Below are 15092 nucleotides of genomic sequence, written 5' to 3' on the forward strand. Positions count from 1 at the left end.
GTCCCGGTTTGCCCCTCGCCCAAGCCGGGCTCGCCACTACATTTCTGCTCACTCCCTTTGGCGTAGCCAAGGGGAGGGTTGGGGAGGGGTAAAGCCTTTCGCTGGCTTTGCCGCTCTTGTTGGATCGCTTGGAAAGCTTCTGCCGAGCATGGCTCGGCACTACAGAGAGACAGAAAGCAGGTGCCGGGCATTGCCCGGCAACTGCCTTCAATCAGGTCAGCGCGATCGAGCGGGTCTTGCGCTCGGCCAGGCGCTTTTCCAGGTAGTGGATGTTCTGTCCACCGGCCTGGAAACCCTGGTCGCGCATGATGCGCTGCTGCAACGCGACGTTGGTCTTGATGCCGTCCACCACCATCTCGCTCAGCGCCACCCGCATGCGGGCAATGGCGGTTTCGCGGTCCGGGCCGTGCACGATCAGCTTGCCGATCATCGAGTCGTAGTTCGGCGGCACCTTGTAGCCGGCATAGATGTGCGTATCAACGCGCACACCCGGGCCACCCGGCGGATAGAAGCCGGTGATCAGGCCGGGGCTGGGAATGAAGGTTTCCGCGTCCTCGGCGTTGATGCGGCACTCGATGGCGTGGCCATGCAGCACCACGTCGCTCTGCTTGATGGTCAGCTTCTGGCCGGAGGCGATGCGCAGCTGTTCGGCGACCAGATCGATACCGGTCACCATCTCGGTTACCGGATGCTCCACCTGCACGCGGGTGTTCATTTCGATGAAGTAGAACTTGCCGTCTTCGAACAGGAACTCGAAGGTGCCGGCGCCGCGGTAACCGATGCGCACGCAGGCTTCCACGCAGACCTTGCCGATCTGCTCACGCAGTTCAGCGGTGATGCCCGGTGCCGGTGCTTCTTCCACCACCTTCTGGTGGCGGCGCTGCATCGAGCAGTCGCGTTCACCCAGGTGGATGGCATTGCCCTGGCCGTCGGCCAGCACCTGGATTTCCACGTGACGCGGATTTTCCAGGTACTTCTCCATGTAGACCTCACCATTGCCGAATGCCGCCTTGGCTTCGGATTTGGTGGTCTCGATGGAGGCCTTCAGCGCACCTTCGGCATGCACCACGCGCATGCCGCGGCCGCCGCCGCCGCCCGATGCCTTGATGATGACCGGGTAGCCGATCTCACGGGCAATCTTGGTGTTGGCGACGATGTCTTCGCCCAGCGGGCCGCCCGAACCGGGCACGCACGGCACGCCGGCGGCCTTCATCGCGCGGATGGCTTCCACCTTGTCACCCATCAGGCGGATGGTTTCCGCACGCGGGCCGATGAAGATGAAACCGGACTGCTCAACGCGCTCGGCGAAGTCGGCGTTCTCGGACAGGAAGCCGTAGCCCGGGTGGATGGCCTGGGCGTCGGTGACCTCGGCCGCAGCGATCAGCGCCGGGATGTTGAGGTAGCTTTCCGACGACGGCGCCGGGCCGATGCAGACCGACTCGTCTGCCATGGCCACGTGCTTGAGATTGCGGTCAACGGTGGAATGCACCGCAACCGTACGGATGCCCAGGGTGTGGCACGCGCGCAGGATGCGCAGCGCGATTTCACCCCGGTTGGCGATGACGACTTTATCCAGCATGGCCGGCGCCTCAGGCAATCACGAACAGCGGCTGGTCGAACTCAACCGGGCTGCCGTTCTCGCCGAGGATGGCCACCACGGTGCCGGATACTTCGGCCTCGATCGGGTTGAACATCTTCATCGCCTCGATGATGGCCAGGGTTTCACCAGCCTTGATGGTCTGGCCGACGGTCACGAAGGCCGGCTTGTCCGGCGAGGACGAGGAGTAGAAGGTGCCGACCATCGGCGCGCGCTGCACGTGGCCTTCCGGCAGGGCATTGCCCGGCTTGGCGGTGCCGCCGGTGGAGGCTTCGGTCGGGCCGCTCATCGGCATTGCCGGTGCGGCAGCAGCCGGCGCAGCGTAGACCGGTGCCGGCGCCGGGACATAGGTGCCTACCGGGTTGCGCGACAGGCGTACGGATTCTTCGCCTTCCTTGATCTCGATTTCGGCCAGGTTCGACTCTTCCAGCAGGTCGATGAGCTTCTTGATTTTGCGCAGATCCATGAGGGCCTCTTTGGGTTGCAGTAAGTCGGTAAGGAAAAGGCGCGGGGCGCCCGGGTCAAAGTTCGTAGAAATCGCGCAGCTGCCGCGTACGGTCCTGCGCGTGGGTGGTAAGACAGCGCATCTGCGCACCGTTGCGCGATGTGCCGTCGGCATTGAAGGCGTAGACCGCGTCGCAGTCCTTGTCGCGCAGCTGGATCCAGGCGCGTTGGGCGAGGATCAGCTGCTGTTCGGCCTCGGCGCAATGCGTGCAGCTGCCGTCGGCGGTCTGCTGCTGCAGCTGGCGGCGGGCCTGCTTGTAAGTGGTGTTCAAAACCGTATCGGCGTCAGTGGCACGATCAGACGCGCACAGGTCGCTTTCCATCGTGCTGGTCACATTCGCGCAGTCGATGCCTTCGGCGGCGCGATCCAGGTTCTGCGCATGCGCAGCGGCCAGCGGCAGACACACCACAGCCATTCCCGCCAGCAACCGCGGCAGCGCTTTCACGCGCTTACCCCAACGCGAGCCAGCGCCGCATCCATCGCATAGCGGTAGCTGTCGGCGCCAAAGCCGCAGATCACGCCGACGGCCTTGTCGCTCAGGTAGCTGTGCTGGCGGAACGGCTCACGCGCATGCGGGTTGGACAGGTGGATCTCGATGAACGGAATCGCCACCCCGGCCAGCGCATCGCGCAGGGCCACCGAGGTATGGGTGAAGGCGGCGGGGTTGATCAGGATGAAAGCGGTTCCATCGGCGCGCGCGGCCTGCACCCGGTCCACCAGCACGTGTTCGGCGTTGGACTGCAGGTGTTCGCTCTGGTGCCCCTGTGCCTGTGCCTGTGCAGCGAGCGCAGCGTCGATCTGGGCCAACGTGGTGTGGCCATAGACGTCGGGCTCGCGGGTGCCCAGCAGGTTGAGGTTGGGGCCGTGAAGGACCAGCAGTTTTGCCATGTGCCAAGGGTCGGCGGGGAAGGGCGGCAGTGTGAGGGAAGCTGGGAATACTGTCCAGTTCGACGAAATTAGCCGTGTTTTAATCGATTGTTTGAATTTTGGGGCTTTGCTGGGGCAGCTTGTAGGGCAGTGCCTTTGAGCTGCAGCGGATAACGGCAGGGGGCCCGCTGGGTACCCGGACCCCAAGCTGCGCATCTGCGTGATGCGCGGGACTTGCGAGAAAATGAGCGAAGTTGGGCTTTCCCCGAGACCCGCAACGACGAGAGCCCCTCTCCCGTTCACGGGAGAGGGGTTGGGGTGAGGGCAGAGCGAAGCAGTAATCGTTGATTTGCTGGCAACCATCCGCGCTTGGCTTAGAGCTATCAACTCAAAGCCCAAGCCCCCCTCATCCGCCCCTTTGGGGCACCTTCTCCCGTCAACGGGAGAAGGGACAGCTGGTGTCCACTCTTACTCCCGGTAATCACCCATTAATAGACGACCGGTCTATTTGGCGTAAGCTCCACCCCATGAACCTCTCCCCCAAAGCGCAGGCCACCCGCCAGCACATCCTGGACACCGGCTACCGGCTGGTCCTGCAGAAGGGCTTCGCCGCGCTCGGCCTGCAGGAAATCCTCAAGGCCTGCGCCGTCCCCAAGGGCTCCTTCTATCACTACTTCGCGTCCAAGGAAGTCTTCGGCTGCGAGCTGCTGCAACAGTACGTAGACGACTACGGGCGCAAGCTGGAGCAGCTGCTGGCCGAACCGGGCAACGGTCGGCAGCGGCTGATGCGTTACTGGAATGCCTGGGCGCAAGACCCGGCCGACCCGGCGCAGGGCTGGGCCGAGGAATGCCTGGTGGTGAAGCTGGCCGCCGAGGTGTCCGACCTTTCCGAAGACATGCGTCAGGTACTCGACCAAGGCGTACAGCGCCTGCTGCAACGCATTGCAGCCCTGGTCGAAGAAGGCCGCGCCGACGGCTCACTGCCCAAGGGCAAGCCCGCCTTGCAGGTCGCCCGCGTGCTGTACCAGATGTGGCTGGGCGCGGCGCTGCTGTCCAAGCTCAGCCAGGACCGGCTGCCACTGCAACAGGCCCACGAGGCCACCGAACACCTGCTGACCTGCGACAACGTCGTCGCCGCATCCTCCCCTACTTACTGAAGGCACTGCCATGAATGTTCTGTTCGTACTGACCTCGCACGACCAGCTAGGCGACACCGGCCACAAGACCGGCTTCTGGCTGGAGGAATTCGCCGCACCTTATTACGTGTTCAAGGACGCCGGCGCCAACATCGCCCTGGCGTCGCCGGCCGGCGGCCAACCGCCGCTGGACCCGCGCAGCGATGAGCCCGATGCACAGACCCCGGCCACCGACCGCTTCCGCAGCGACCGCGACGCTCAGCAGCAACTGGCCACCACGCTCCCGCTGAAACAGATCGACGCCAGCAAGTTCGACGCGGTGTTCTACCCCGGCGGCCATGGCCCGCTCTGGGATCTTGCCCGCGATGCCGACTCCATCGCTCTGATCGAAACCTTCGACCGCGCCAACAAGCCGCTGGGCCTGGTCTGCCACGCGCCCGGTGCATTGATCGCCGCACGCACTGCCGACGGCAAACCGCTGGTTGCCGGCCGCAAGGTCACCGGCTTTTCCAATAGCGAAGAAGAGGCTGTTGGCCTGACCGCCGTGGTGCCGTTCCTGATCGAAGACGAGTTCGCACGTCTCGGCGGCAACTACAGCAAGGGCCTCGACTGGCAGCCCTACGTGCTCAGCGACGGGCACCTGGTCACCGGCCAGAACCCGGCCAGCTCCGAAGCCGTAGCAAAAGCACTGCTCGCGCAGCTGGCCTGATCCGTAGCTCGGTAGCCCGGGTAAGCGAAGCGCACCCGGGAAACAAGCAGCCAACAAACTTTGCAAAACCCGCATCGCACCCAAGCCCTTAAAAAAAAGCAGCCTCACAAGGAATCGGCAATGAAGATCTTCTACAAAACCCGCGCCACCGCCACCGGTGGCCGCGCTGGCCGCACTGCACTGGACGACGGCAGCCTTGGCTTCGACCTGGCACTGCCCGGTTCCAACAAGGCCGGCACCAATCCCGAGCAGCTGTTTGCGCTCGGCTATGCCGCCTGCTTCGACAACGCCTTGCCGGTGGCCGCCAAGCAGCTGCAGTTGCAGCCGGCCGGCACCGCCACCTCGGTGGAAGTGGGCATCGGCCAGACGGCTGAAGGTGGCTACGCACTGGACATCGACCTGCACGTTGAAGTGAAGGGTCTGCCGCAGGCCGACGCCCAGCATCTGGTCGAAGCCGCACACAAGATCTGCCCGTACTCCAACGCCACCCGCGGTAATGTCGATGTGCGCCTGCACGTAACTGCAGTCTGATTCACGCATCAATGCCGAGTCAGTGCATGGCGCTGACGAATACTTGTAGGAGCGGCGTGAGCCGCGAAGCTGGCGCTGCTTACGCGAATGGCATCTGTGTCATCTGATGATGTGCTTGCTTCGCGGCTTACGCCGCTCCTACAAAAGATCTATGCCGGAGCTATGACTACGGCTATTCCTCCCGTAACAGGAGAAACACATGCGCAGCGCCATCCACACAACGTTTGGTGAGCCGGCCGAAGTACTGGCACTCGGCGACAGCCCCATCCCGCAGCCCGGCGCGGGCGAAGTCCGGATCAAGACCCTGCTCGCGCCCATCCACAACCACGACCTGTGGACCGTGCGCGGCAAGTACGGCTACAAACCCACGCTGCCGGCAATCGGCGGCAGCGAAGCGGTAGGTATCGTCGAAGCGCTCGGCGAAGGCGTGCAGGGCGTCACCATCGGCCAGCGCGTCATGGCCGCCTCGGTACACGGCACCTGGGCCGAATACTTCATCGCCCCTGCACGCATGGTTATCCCGGTGCCGGATGGCATCGCCGACGAAGCCGCCGCGCAGCTGATCGCCATGCCATTGAGCGCGCTGATGCTGCTGGAATTCCTGCAGGCCGAGCCCGGTCAATGGATCGTGCAGAACACCGCCAACGGTGCGGTCGGCAAGACCCTGGCCATGCTCGCTGCCGCGCGCGGTGTGCACGTGCTTGGACTGGTGCGCCGCGATGCAGGTGTTGATGAACTCAAGGCACTCGGAATCAACAATGTACTGTCGACGACACAGCCGGATTGGAAGTCGCGCGCGCAGGCCTTGCTCGGCGACACACTCGCACACGCAGCAGTCGATTCCATCGGCGGCCAGGCGAGTGCGGATCTGGTGTCACTGCTAGGCGACAACGGCACGCTGGTCTCGTTCGGCACAATGGCCGGCGAAGCCATGCAGATTCCTTCCGGCGATCTGATCTTCAAGCAGGCCACGGTGAAGGGCTTCTGGGGCAGCAAGGTCAGCCAGCAGATGTCGGTGGAAAACAAGCGCCGCCTGGTCGGCGAGCTGCTGCAGCGCGTGCTGAGTGGCGAGCTGGAACTGCCGGTGCAGGCGGTCTACGAGCTTGGCGACGTTGCCGAAGCAGTGGCGGCAAGCTTGTTGCCGGGGCGCAAGGGCAAGGTACTGCTGAAGCCCTGATGGTGGTAAGCAGGAGGGCTGGTTCCCATCAGCCTGAAGCGAAGTAAGCCTCAGCCCCCTCCCTTGCGCAAAGCGCAGGGGAGGGTTGGGGAGGGGTGCTCTTGGCAATAAACCATCAGCTCAGGCCCCGCCAGCTTCGCGGCTGACGCCGCTCCTACAAAAGTGCATTCCCAGTAAACAAGCAACGCAGCCCGGGTAAGCGCAGCGCAACTGGGGGAAGTGATCTGGTGATGTCTAAAACCATCTGCCAACAGCGTTGCGTGCGCTGTGCTTATCCCAGCGATGGTGATGGAGCGGCCGGCGGAAAGCCGGGGCCCTATCCCCGAAACCGCTCCAGCACACCGGCCGGATAATCCCGCTGGAACGGCAGATCCTTGCGGTGCGCATAGCCGATATAGCAGTCGCATCGCTGGTTCGGGCAGGCCCTTGCGCGCAGCTGGCCTGCGAAGCTGCCGTCATACAGATTGCCCAACGGTGTGGCGACGAAGTGGCAGCGTTTGACGTTGCCATCACCGTCCACCGATATCACGTTCTCGCCGGTGAAGCAGGGCTCGCCCAGGCTGGCCGAAGGTTCGAGGTTGAACAGGAAATGCGGGTCCACGCGCTGCAGTTGCTGGATTTCCGCCTCGCTGTAGTAGCCGGCAGGGCGTTCGTCGTAGGCGTTGATCCACAACGGCACACTGTCGGCCAGTTCCGCACGCAGCAGTTGGATCTCCTCCAGATGCTCGCGCATCGCCACCATGCCAACCGTGTAGCGCACGCCGCGCCGGTCCAGTTCGCGGCAGCGGGCCAGGAAGGCGACGCGGGTCACCTGCCCCGGGTGGTAGGTGCACCACAGCGCGAAGCTGTCGAGATTGACCTCATCCAGCCAGCGCGTGCCGATGCATAGGTTGGTCTGGATCACCACGCGGCGGATGTGCGGCATATGGCTCAGCTGCACCATCGCATCGCGGTAGTGGCGGCGCACCAGGCCCTCGCCCCACGGCGTGAACAGTACCGACAGTTCCATCGTCTGCTGCCCCGCCCAATCGACGAAGCGCGCCAGGTCCTCGGCATCGCGTCGCAGGGCGGCGCGGGTGTCGTAGGTCTTGGCGAAGGGGCAGTACGGGCAGTCGTAGTTGCAACTGCTCAGCCGGCCGCGATAGAGGATGGAAAGATGCATGCGCGGCTCAATCCAGTTGATAGTCGCGCATGCGCTCGGCCACGCCGGCGGAGATCAGCCACGGACCGATGGTGTCGGCGCGGGCAAGGCCGGTGTCATTCAACGAAATCAGTGCGTCCTCGCGCGTCGCCAGGCCCTGCTCGAACAACTCGCCCAGCTGCGGCAGGTCGTCGAAGCACTCCGTGCCGAAGCGCTCGCGGTACTGCGCCAGATCCAGGCCCGGCTGCGCCAGCAGCGATTGGATCACATAGCGACGACGTCGCTCGTCCTCATTCAAACGCACGCCGTAATCGATGTGAGCGAAGGAGGCCTCATCGCGTTCCAGGTAGTGCGCAAGAATATCCGCCACCGAGCGCCGGCTGACGCCGTACTCGCTGGAGTAATGCAGGCCACTGGTATACGAGCGGGCGCCGCAGCCGATACCGACCATTCCGTCACTCTGGCAGCAATAGGCAGGACCACCGGAGTCCGGTGCGTTCGCCGCACGGAACATGCGCATTGATACCTGCTCATAGCCCGCCGCAAGCAGCCGTTCGCGGCCGGCCTCATACAGGGCCAGCCGGTTGTCCACCGACGCGGGATGAATCACGAAGGAGCGCTTGCCGCCTTCCTTCGCGCCGATGCGGTCCAACCCGGTATGCGGGCGCACGTACAGCGGGTAGAGGTAGAGCTCTTCCGGCTGGAAAGCGAGGGCGCTGTCGATCGAGGTAAGGAAGCTGGCCATGGTCTGGCCGGCAATACCGTAGATCAGGTCCAGGTTGAGTGTTGGAATGCCCGCCGCACGTATCTGTGCAATCGCCTCCTCGACCACGGCGCGCTGCTGCGGCCGCACGAGTGAGCGCACTTCGGCATCGCTGAAGCTCTGGATGCCCATGCTGACGCGGTCGATGCCCGCGTCGCGGCAGATTTTCATCTTGGCCGCATCCACGGTTTCTGGCGATACCTCGATGCCTGCAGGAATCGAATGCAGGTCGATGTTGGCGTGGCGTTGAACGAAATCGAATAGCCGCTGCAGCTGCGGCGCATCCAGATAGGTGGGCGTGCCGCCGCCAAGCGCGAAGCGCACGAAGCGGTGTTCGCCCAAGGCATCGGCGGTCACCCGCAACTGCTTCTCCATCTGCGCCAGATAGGCTTCCACCTGTGCCGGCGCGGGGCGCGCCATCGCGAACAGATTGCAGAAGCCGCAACGGTAGCTGCAGAACGGCACATGCAGGTACAGGAACAGTGCATCACGCGGCTCGCTCGCCCATGCCTCGGCAAGCGGTGGCGGTTGCGTGATCGGCCGGTAGGCGGACTTGTGGGGGTACGAGTACGAATAGGCCTGGTAAGGCTCGAGCTGCAACAGCTCGGACAATCGATGGGCGGTCATGGGCTCAACACAAAATGCGCATAGGGAACGTTCATCACCGTCTCGTGGGCGAGGCGATGGCCGTGGAAGCCATCCTCGCCGTAAGCGGTGCCATGGTCGGAGCAGATGATCACGAAAGCCGGGCCACGCGCGCGCAGTGCGGCAAACAAGGCGGCCAGCTCGCCATCAACATAGCGCAGCGCGGCGCAGTGGCTGTCCAGGCCATCGGCGTCGCAACCCGGGAGGTAATGCCGGTTGGGCTGGTGGATGGCCGAGACATTGATGAAGAGGAAGGAGCGCTGATTGCCCGCCGCCTGCAGACGCTCGCAGGCCAGTGCCACCTGTTGCTCGGTGGAATCGAGCGCGGTCACGCCGAACTCCGGCTGCCAATGGCTTTCCTCGAACAGCCCTGGCAGTTGCGAGCCCAGGGCATTGCGGCGGTTGAAGAAGCCAACGCCGCCAATGCAGACGGTGCGGTAGCCCTGGTCACGGAAGCCACCGACGATATCGGCACGGCCGGAGAACACGAAGGTCTGCGGCACGATGGTTTCGCTGCCTTCAAACTCCAGCGCGAACAGGCGCGGATGCGGGCCCGGCCGCGCAGGTGTGGGCAGGAAGCCGGCAAAGAATGCCGAGTGCGCCGCATAGGTGAAGCTTCCGGGCGTGTGCCGCAGCTCCCAGCCATCGGCAGGCAGGTGCGGCGCAAGCACCGGCAGCTCGCCGCGTTCGAAGCAGCGCTGGGCGGCGTCGAAGCGCAGGGCGTCCAAGGTGATCATCACCACGTCGTGGCTGCCGACAATGCTGTGCATGTCTGGCAAGGGGTTCTCAAGCATGGGCGTACTCGTTGATTGCGGGCCGTGCGGGCGTCAGCAAGGCCTGGTCTTCATAGGTGGTGCGGCCGGCGTGGCGCAGATCCAGCAATAGATCGCCGAAGCCATTGGCTTCCAGTACCCAGCTGCGCATGCCGCGCACGATCAGATCGAAGCCGATCATGCGGCTGTTCGGGAATGCCGCAGCTGCTGTTGCCGTGGTGGTTTCCAGATGCTCGATGGCCTCTGCGTCCAGCAGAAAATCCAATCCGGTGCGTGCATTGCCCAGGTGCAGGTTGGTCAGCGCGCCTGCGCTCATTCGTGCCACCCGCTGCCGTGGCTGGCCATCCAGTGCGATCACGCGCACGTCATAGCGGCGGCCATCGCTGCCCGGCACCGTCGGTTTGGGAATCCAGCGTTCGATGTAAGCGCCCTGCACGGCAAGCAGGTCCACCAGCCGTGCGATGTCGTCATGCCGGTCGTAACGGCGCTGCCGCAGCGAGTTGAACACCCGCCAGCGGCCATCCTGCTCAACCAGCTCCGCAGAGCCATAGGCAACTTCGCGTCCATCGCGGTTGCGCGCGTAGGCCAACACACCGGCACCAGACGAGCCGTAGCGGGCCTTGACGAAAACGCGCTCGCAGCCGGCATCACGCAGGCGTTCACGCAGGTCTTCATAGCTGCTGATCAAGCCGAATAGCGGCGGCACCGCAACGCCCGCTGCCGCAAGGTGCTGCTGGCAGTGGAGCTTGTCCGACATGCAGGCCAGATCGGCGGGCGCATTGAGGTAGTGCGGGCCAGACGGAAGCGCGGCCAGCACATCGGCAAAGCCGGCATACCAGAATTGTTGGTGGACCAGCTCACCATGCGCGGCCGCCTGTGGGGCATCGCCGGCAGCGCCCGACAACTCCCAGCCGCGCCGCACCAATGCCTGGTGCAGCTCGGGCGCTTCCCCCGGCGATTCCAGCTTGACGATGGCGCCGGGCAGCTGCGCGAGTGCCTCAAGCAGCCGCGCAGGTTCGGCAAGCAGGGTTTCGTAATCGAACACATGTGCGGCAGGCGCGCCCTGATCGTGCAAGGCGCGCTGCAGCCACGCGATACGGCGGCTGCCGCGCGGGCCGATCAACAGCCAATCCGCCATCTTCGGCTTACTCGGACACCGCCACGTAGCGGTCACCGTCATCTTCTTCTTCCGGGTCGTCCAGCACCACTGTGCACGGCAGCGCCTGCAGCTTCTGCTGCCATTCTTCTGAAATGAAGTGGTGGCTCAGGTCGATGCGCTGCAGGCCGCCGAGGTTCGGGCTCTCGCACAGCGCCTGCGCACCGATGTCGCCAATAGTGCCCAGCGACAGATCCAGCGTCTGCAGCGAGCCCAGCCAGGGCTCGCCGGCCAGCCACACCGCCAGCTCGTCGCTGATCATGGCGTTGCGCAGACCAAGGTACTGCAGGCGCTCCGGCCCGATCGCCAACAACAGGCGCTGGTAGACCGCCACATCGCCATCGAAGCCATAGCCATCATCGCCAAGCCACAGCTCGAGATGGCGCAGTGCCGGCAGCGTGGAGTTGGCGATGGCAATGACGATCTCGTTCGGCAGGCCACCGCTCTCGATCGCCAGTTCCTGTAGCGCCGCATGCGTGAAGGGCTGCAGTTCCAGTTCGGAGGTGCCGCGGATACGCAGCGATTCCAGGCCTGGGAAGGCCTCCAGCAGCGGGTTGTAGGAGATCTGGTTGATCCAGGACATCTCGCAGTCTTCGTAGGTCATATCGCCCACGAACAGCGCCTTCAGGTTGCCCAGCTCGGTACGGCGCGCAATCAACCCATCGATCAAGCCCTGCGGGCCATCGCTGGACGCCTCATCCCAGGCACCGATGATCAACACTTCAATCGACTTCGGATCAACCCGCTCGAAGAAATCGGCCAGCAGTTCTTCCTGGCTCTCGTCGCTGTCGTATTCCTGCATCAAGCGGTAAGCGACATCGCCGGCTACAGCGGAGCCCCCCATCTTGAAATCAACGACTTTCTTGCCACGATAAACCTGCGTGTATTCGCCAATGGTCACGGTACGTCCTTGCCGGAATGGTGCCGTAGCATAACCGAGAGATTGGTGATGCTGGCAGCCATGTATCACGTTGAGCGGAAGGCACGCAGCCTTCGCCATTCCGTAATCATCCTGTGGTAGCGCAGTGATCAAGCGCAAACAACCAAACAAACAAGCAAAGCCAGCTTAGCCCCCTCCCTTGCGCGCAGCGCAGGGGAGGGCTGGGGGAGGGGTGCACTTCGCAACGAACCAACACCCCAAGCACCGCCAGCTTCGCAGCTAACGCAGCTCCTACAAAAAGGGTCACCAGCAAAGCAGCAGCTAAAAGCGCAGCCAGCTGTAACCCTCTCCCTTGCGCAACGCGCAGGGGAGGGCTGGGGAGGGGCGCATTTCGCAACGAACCAACACCCCAAGCACCACGAGCTTCGCAGCTAACGCAGCTCCCACAAAAGAAAGAGCCCACCAGCAAAGCATCAGCTAAAAGCGAAGCCAGCTTAACCCCCTCCCTTGCGCAAAGCGCAGGGGAGGGTTGGGGAGGGGTGCACTTCGCAACGAACCAACACCCCAAGCACCGCCAGCTTCGCAGCTAACGCAGCGGGCACGCTATGAGCCACCAGAACTACATCGAACTACAAACAGCCACATAGTTCCCCTGGCTGATGTCCAGATACTTAACCCCGTTGTAGTACTTGTACCCAACCCCCATAACCCGATACCCGCTCTCCGTCGGGAACACCACAAACTCATATTCATCCCCAAACAGCGGATCAGCAGGCGTAAAGCTCAGATTGACCTTGTCACCAAGATCATCGTGCTTCCGCTTCCAGGTCATCTTCCCCTGCAAGTCCTCGCCCAGCAGCTTCACTTGCGCCCGCTGCGTCTTGGTGTCCCAGGAGATCAGTTCCGGGCCGGTCGAGTCACCCTCGACCTTGCAGATGGTTGTCTGGGAAAAAGCAGGCGCAGCAACGCCGAGCAGAAGAAGGGGGGCCAGGCGAGATGGTTTGAATCGCATTGAGTAAGTCCAGTAGTTCGGGCCAGAGTTGCTCCGCAACTCCGTGCCGCGTTGTACCAGACGAAGGTGCCTGAACGCCATTGTCAGAACTGTTCTGCGTGCCCGATCGATTAGACCGAAACCGCCCAGTGCATTGCCAAGCTTCTACATATGTCCACAAGCTGGAGTAGTCCATCGCCGTAGCCAGACCTTCCTTATCACGGCAGTGTCACAGGGAAAAATCGCCCGGCCTGCATTCATTAGAAACGCTAGCCCACGGCCACATGTGTAGCCGCGCCTGCTATTGCATGACAACCGCAGGCCAGTCGATGGCCTTCCAATACAACAGGCATGCTTTGCAATCTGCGCTGGGTGTCGCCTTCAACGAAAGCGTACTGGCCCCGGTGCATCAGGCATGTGGCAATGTCGCCCACTACCGCTACTGGCCGGCCCGCAATGCGGTGCGTTCCAGCCATCTGGCAACGGATCACGGTGCCACCACCGCTCGTGATGTCACCCAGGCAGATTGGCTTGGTCATCGAGCGCGCGCTCGGTACATGAAGGGGTCTGCCTCGCTATACGGCCGGTTGTGTAGTTTCTCCTCTGCACTCGGTGGGCGCACCATCTGCAGGCTGATGCTGCCATTGTCGCCGGCATACATCACCGCGCTTGCACCACCGTCCTTATAGCTAGCGATGGCCCCCAGTCCGATCTGTACAAGGGCACTGCCAAGACCCGTATCGCCCAGACGACGGCCGATGTCGTAGCCTTCGTCCACGTTGCCCAACTCAAGCCCGTGGCCGTCGATGTTCAGCTCGTGCAAGGCATTGGTCAGGGCGATCGCGCTGTCCATGTTGCCCGTGCTGTCATAGAACACGCGCATCGGCTTTTCGCCTTCGGGTAGCGTCGCCAGCGCCTGTTCCCAGCCAGCCTTCATTGCTATTACCTGCAAGGCCGGTTTAAGTAGCTGGCCTTGCTCGTCGCGCAGCGTCACCTTAACCGGGCGGTGCAGATGACCGAGGATCGGCGCACGGTCGAACTCATCAACCTGGTGCAGCGCCCAGCGCACCGGTAACCAAGGTGTCGGCTTGAAATCGCCAGGACCGCGGTTGTCGATGTTCTTCCACAGCTCCGGCAAGGTCGACTGCCAGTAGGCAGATGTCATCGTGCCGGGAGACAACGGGTCCTGGATGCCCCTGAGGCGCTCTGCTTCCTCATAGACCTTGGCCGCGTTTCTGTCTTCTGCGTGATAGAACGCCCACAACTTGCCAAGATCGGTGCGCTGGTTTTGGTTGTCTTCCCTGTAATCCGGGGCATAGGGGCGCAGGTATCGGTCAACGCGGTCGCTGCGTGACACCAGCAGGACGGCGGTGTTGTCCAATACCTTGGGCAGGTAGCGACCGCTTGGCAGTGCTGGAGTGCTGCGTTCGCGATATCGATTTCGGATCTGGTCACCATCCCGGGTGGCGATCATCGCCTCGGGAACTTCGGGATGTGTATCGAAGAACTGGAACAACCGTTCGACCATGTCCTGCGCGTGGGTGGTATTGGCATCCTCCTGCCACAGGAATAGCGTGACGCCAAGTGATCCACTGTTCGCCCCTTCCGAGGTGAGGCCGGCCGCGCGGCTGTCATCACTCTTGTTCAGATTTGGCGGCTCGACCGTAAACGTCGGAATAGGCCAATAGGCTACCGAGTCGGTGGCGGCAAGCCGGAAGGCTATGCCCGTTCCTCGATCAGCCGCATCCTCGCGCTCCTGCACGGATTCAATGTAGTCTTCCGGGTTCTGCGAGTAGATGGACGCGAAGTTGTCCCGCTTGCGCTGGATTGCGTCCCACAGCTCAACCTGATGCACTCTATTGGCGCCCGCGCCTACGCCCCGCAGCTCCAGCGACCACACCCGTAGCCCCGGCTCGTCCAGCGATTCGTGAACCGAGCCGCAGGTCACCGGCGCGGGTATTTCCGTGTTCGTGGTTGGCCGATCGGTCCATGCGGCCTTGACACCCCAATGCCCCGCATACACCAAGCCAGTCAATGCAACTACTGCACCAATTCCCCAGCGGATTGCACTGCTCATATAGCCAATTTCCTCATCCGTCGCTGGGGCTCCCTGCATCGTAGTCATGCCCACCACCATCACCATCCATAGTCCACTCAATCCAATCAGCGACCATCCATAGGGTTTGAGCCGTGGGCGCTTTGCCATCGCTTTCATCATCAT

The 15092-nt window shown here is 63.1% G+C and carries 16 protein-coding genes; 4 read left to right on the plus strand and 12 right to left on the minus strand.

The features are described from left to right. Positions 1-211 precede the first annotated feature (211 nt). The 4 genes from accC to aroQ are packed head-to-tail and all read right to left on the minus strand — an operon-like array spanning position 212 to position 2990. Complete coding sequence (gene accC, locus ACVOKO_RS11015) at positions 212-1579, minus strand: acetyl-CoA carboxylase biotin carboxylase subunit (protein ID WP_057627663.1); 1368 nt, start codon at positions 1577-1579, stop codon at positions 212-214. Positions 1580-1589: 10 nt separating this feature from the next. Beyond that, positions 1590-2063, minus strand: a complete 474-nt coding sequence (gene accB, locus ACVOKO_RS11020) for an acetyl-CoA carboxylase biotin carboxyl carrier protein (protein ID WP_269792800.1) — start codon at positions 2061-2063, stop codon at positions 1590-1592. 55 nt (positions 2064-2118) lie between these two features. Further along, on the minus strand, positions 2119-2547 hold the full coding sequence (locus ACVOKO_RS11025) for a lysozyme inhibitor LprI family protein (RefSeq protein WP_430980762.1): 429 nt from the start codon (positions 2545-2547) through the stop codon (positions 2119-2121). Further along, positions 2544-2990 carry a type II 3-dehydroquinate dehydratase gene (gene aroQ / locus ACVOKO_RS11030; protein WP_346498956.1) on the minus strand — a complete coding sequence of 149 codons (447 nt, stop codon included), beginning with the start codon at positions 2988-2990 and terminating at the stop codon, positions 2544-2546. Before aroQ ends, ACVOKO_RS11025 begins: the two co-directional genes overlap by 4 nt. Positions 2991-3496: 506 nt before the next feature. Here aroQ and ACVOKO_RS11035 point away from each other — a divergent pair. From ACVOKO_RS11035 to ACVOKO_RS11050, 4 genes are all read left to right on the plus strand, one after another. Beyond that, the gene (locus tag ACVOKO_RS11035; protein ID WP_346498957.1) at positions 3497-4126 is read left to right on the plus strand and encodes a TetR/AcrR family transcriptional regulator; all 630 of its coding nucleotides are present in this window, start codon (positions 3497-3499) and stop codon (positions 4124-4126) included. Positions 4127-4136: 10 nt separating this feature from the next. After that, positions 4137-4814 carry a type 1 glutamine amidotransferase domain-containing protein gene (locus ACVOKO_RS11040; protein WP_346498958.1) on the plus strand — a complete coding sequence of 226 codons (678 nt, stop codon included), beginning with the start codon at positions 4137-4139 and terminating at the stop codon, positions 4812-4814. A 120-nt stretch (positions 4815-4934) separates the two neighbouring features. Further along, positions 4935-5345, plus strand: coding sequence for an organic hydroperoxide resistance protein (locus ACVOKO_RS11045; protein WP_346498959.1), 411 nt, complete (start codon positions 4935-4937; stop codon positions 5343-5345). 199 nt (positions 5346-5544) lie between these two features. Continuing rightward, positions 5545-6522 carry a zinc-binding dehydrogenase gene (locus ACVOKO_RS11050; RefSeq protein WP_346498960.1) on the plus strand — a complete coding sequence of 326 codons (978 nt, stop codon included), beginning with the start codon at positions 5545-5547 and terminating at the stop codon, positions 6520-6522. Between the two features lie 316 nt (positions 6523-6838). Here the strand turns inward: ACVOKO_RS11050 and ACVOKO_RS11055 are convergent, their stop codons facing one another. From ACVOKO_RS11055 to ACVOKO_RS11090, 8 genes are all read right to left on the minus strand, one after another. Further along, the gene (locus tag ACVOKO_RS11055) at positions 6839-7684 is read right to left on the minus strand and encodes an STM4011 family radical SAM protein (protein WP_346498961.1); all 846 of its coding nucleotides are present in this window, start codon (positions 7682-7684) and stop codon (positions 6839-6841) included. A gap of 7 nt (positions 7685-7691) precedes the next feature. Then, the gene (locus tag ACVOKO_RS11060; RefSeq protein WP_346498962.1) at positions 7692-9053 is read right to left on the minus strand and encodes an STM4012 family radical SAM protein; all 1362 of its coding nucleotides are present in this window, start codon (positions 9051-9053) and stop codon (positions 7692-7694) included. Then, positions 9050-9865, minus strand: coding sequence for an STM4013/SEN3800 family hydrolase (locus ACVOKO_RS11065; protein WP_346498963.1), 816 nt, complete (start codon positions 9863-9865; stop codon positions 9050-9052). Before ACVOKO_RS11065 ends, ACVOKO_RS11060 begins: the two co-directional genes overlap by 4 nt. After that, positions 9858-10967 (minus strand): STM4014 family protein, encoded by a 1110-nt coding sequence (locus ACVOKO_RS11070; RefSeq protein ID WP_346499009.1) that lies wholly within the window; start codon positions 10965-10967, stop codon positions 9858-9860. Before ACVOKO_RS11070 ends, ACVOKO_RS11065 begins: the two co-directional genes overlap by 8 nt. 22 nt (positions 10968-10989) lie before the next feature. Next, the gene (locus ACVOKO_RS11075; protein WP_346498964.1) at positions 10990-11901 is read right to left on the minus strand and encodes an STM4015 family protein; all 912 of its coding nucleotides are present in this window, start codon (positions 11899-11901) and stop codon (positions 10990-10992) included. 598 nt (positions 11902-12499) lie between these two features. Continuing rightward, positions 12500-12892 carry a hypothetical protein gene (locus ACVOKO_RS11080; protein WP_346498965.1) on the minus strand — a complete coding sequence of 131 codons (393 nt, stop codon included), beginning with the start codon at positions 12890-12892 and terminating at the stop codon, positions 12500-12502. Positions 12893-13140: 248 nt separating this feature from the next. Continuing rightward, positions 13141-13410 (minus strand): PAAR domain-containing protein, encoded by a 270-nt coding sequence (locus tag ACVOKO_RS11085; RefSeq protein ID WP_430980763.1) that lies wholly within the window; start codon positions 13408-13410, stop codon positions 13141-13143. After that, positions 13407-15092, minus strand: a complete 1686-nt coding sequence (locus ACVOKO_RS11090) for a type VI lipase adapter Tla3 domain-containing protein (RefSeq protein ID WP_346498966.1) — start codon at positions 15090-15092, stop codon at positions 13407-13409. Before ACVOKO_RS11090 ends, ACVOKO_RS11085 begins: the two co-directional genes overlap by 4 nt.

The sequence above is a fragment of the Stenotrophomonas sp. STEN240 genome (assembly GCF_056756175.1).

Bases quoted from the DNA above. Each gene is read 5' to 3' on its own strand.
- accC (WP_057627663.1), bottom strand. From the start codon at position 1,579: ATGCTGGATAAAGTCGTCATCGCCAACCGGGGTGAAATCGCGCTGCGC.
- accB (WP_269792800.1), bottom strand. From the start codon at position 2,063: ATGGATCTGCGCAAAATCAAGAAGCTCATCGACCTGCTGGAAGAGTCG.
- aroQ (WP_346498956.1), bottom strand. From the start codon at position 2,990: ATGGCAAAACTGCTGGTCCTTCACGGCCCCAACCTCAACCTGCTGGGC.
- ACVOKO_RS11035 (WP_346498957.1), top strand. From the start codon at position 3,497: ATGAACCTCTCCCCCAAAGCGCAGGCCACCCGCCAGCACATCCTGGAC.
- ACVOKO_RS11040 (WP_346498958.1), top strand. From the start codon at position 4,137: ATGAATGTTCTGTTCGTACTGACCTCGCACGACCAGCTAGGCGACACC.
- ACVOKO_RS11045 (WP_346498959.1), top strand. From the start codon at position 4,935: ATGAAGATCTTCTACAAAACCCGCGCCACCGCCACCGGTGGCCGCGCT.
- ACVOKO_RS11050 (WP_346498960.1), top strand. From the start codon at position 5,545: ATGCGCAGCGCCATCCACACAACGTTTGGTGAGCCGGCCGAAGTACTG.
- ACVOKO_RS11055 (WP_346498961.1), bottom strand. From the start codon at position 7,684: ATGCATCTTTCCATCCTCTATCGCGGCCGGCTGAGCAGTTGCAACTAC.
- ACVOKO_RS11060 (WP_346498962.1), bottom strand. From the start codon at position 9,053: ATGACCGCCCATCGATTGTCCGAGCTGTTGCAGCTCGAGCCTTACCAG.
- ACVOKO_RS11065 (WP_346498963.1), bottom strand. From the start codon at position 9,865: ATGCTTGAGAACCCCTTGCCAGACATGCACAGCATTGTCGGCAGCCAC.
- ACVOKO_RS11080 (WP_346498965.1), bottom strand. From the start codon at position 12,892: ATGCGATTCAAACCATCTCGCCTGGCCCCCCTTCTTCTGCTCGGCGTT.
- ACVOKO_RS11085 (WP_430980763.1), bottom strand. From the start codon at position 13,410: ATGACCAAGCCAATCTGCCTGGGTGACATCACGAGCGGTGGTGGCACC.
- ACVOKO_RS11090 (WP_346498966.1), bottom strand. From the start codon at position 15,092: ATGATGATGAAAGCGATGGCAAAGCGCCCACGGCTCAAACCCTATGGA.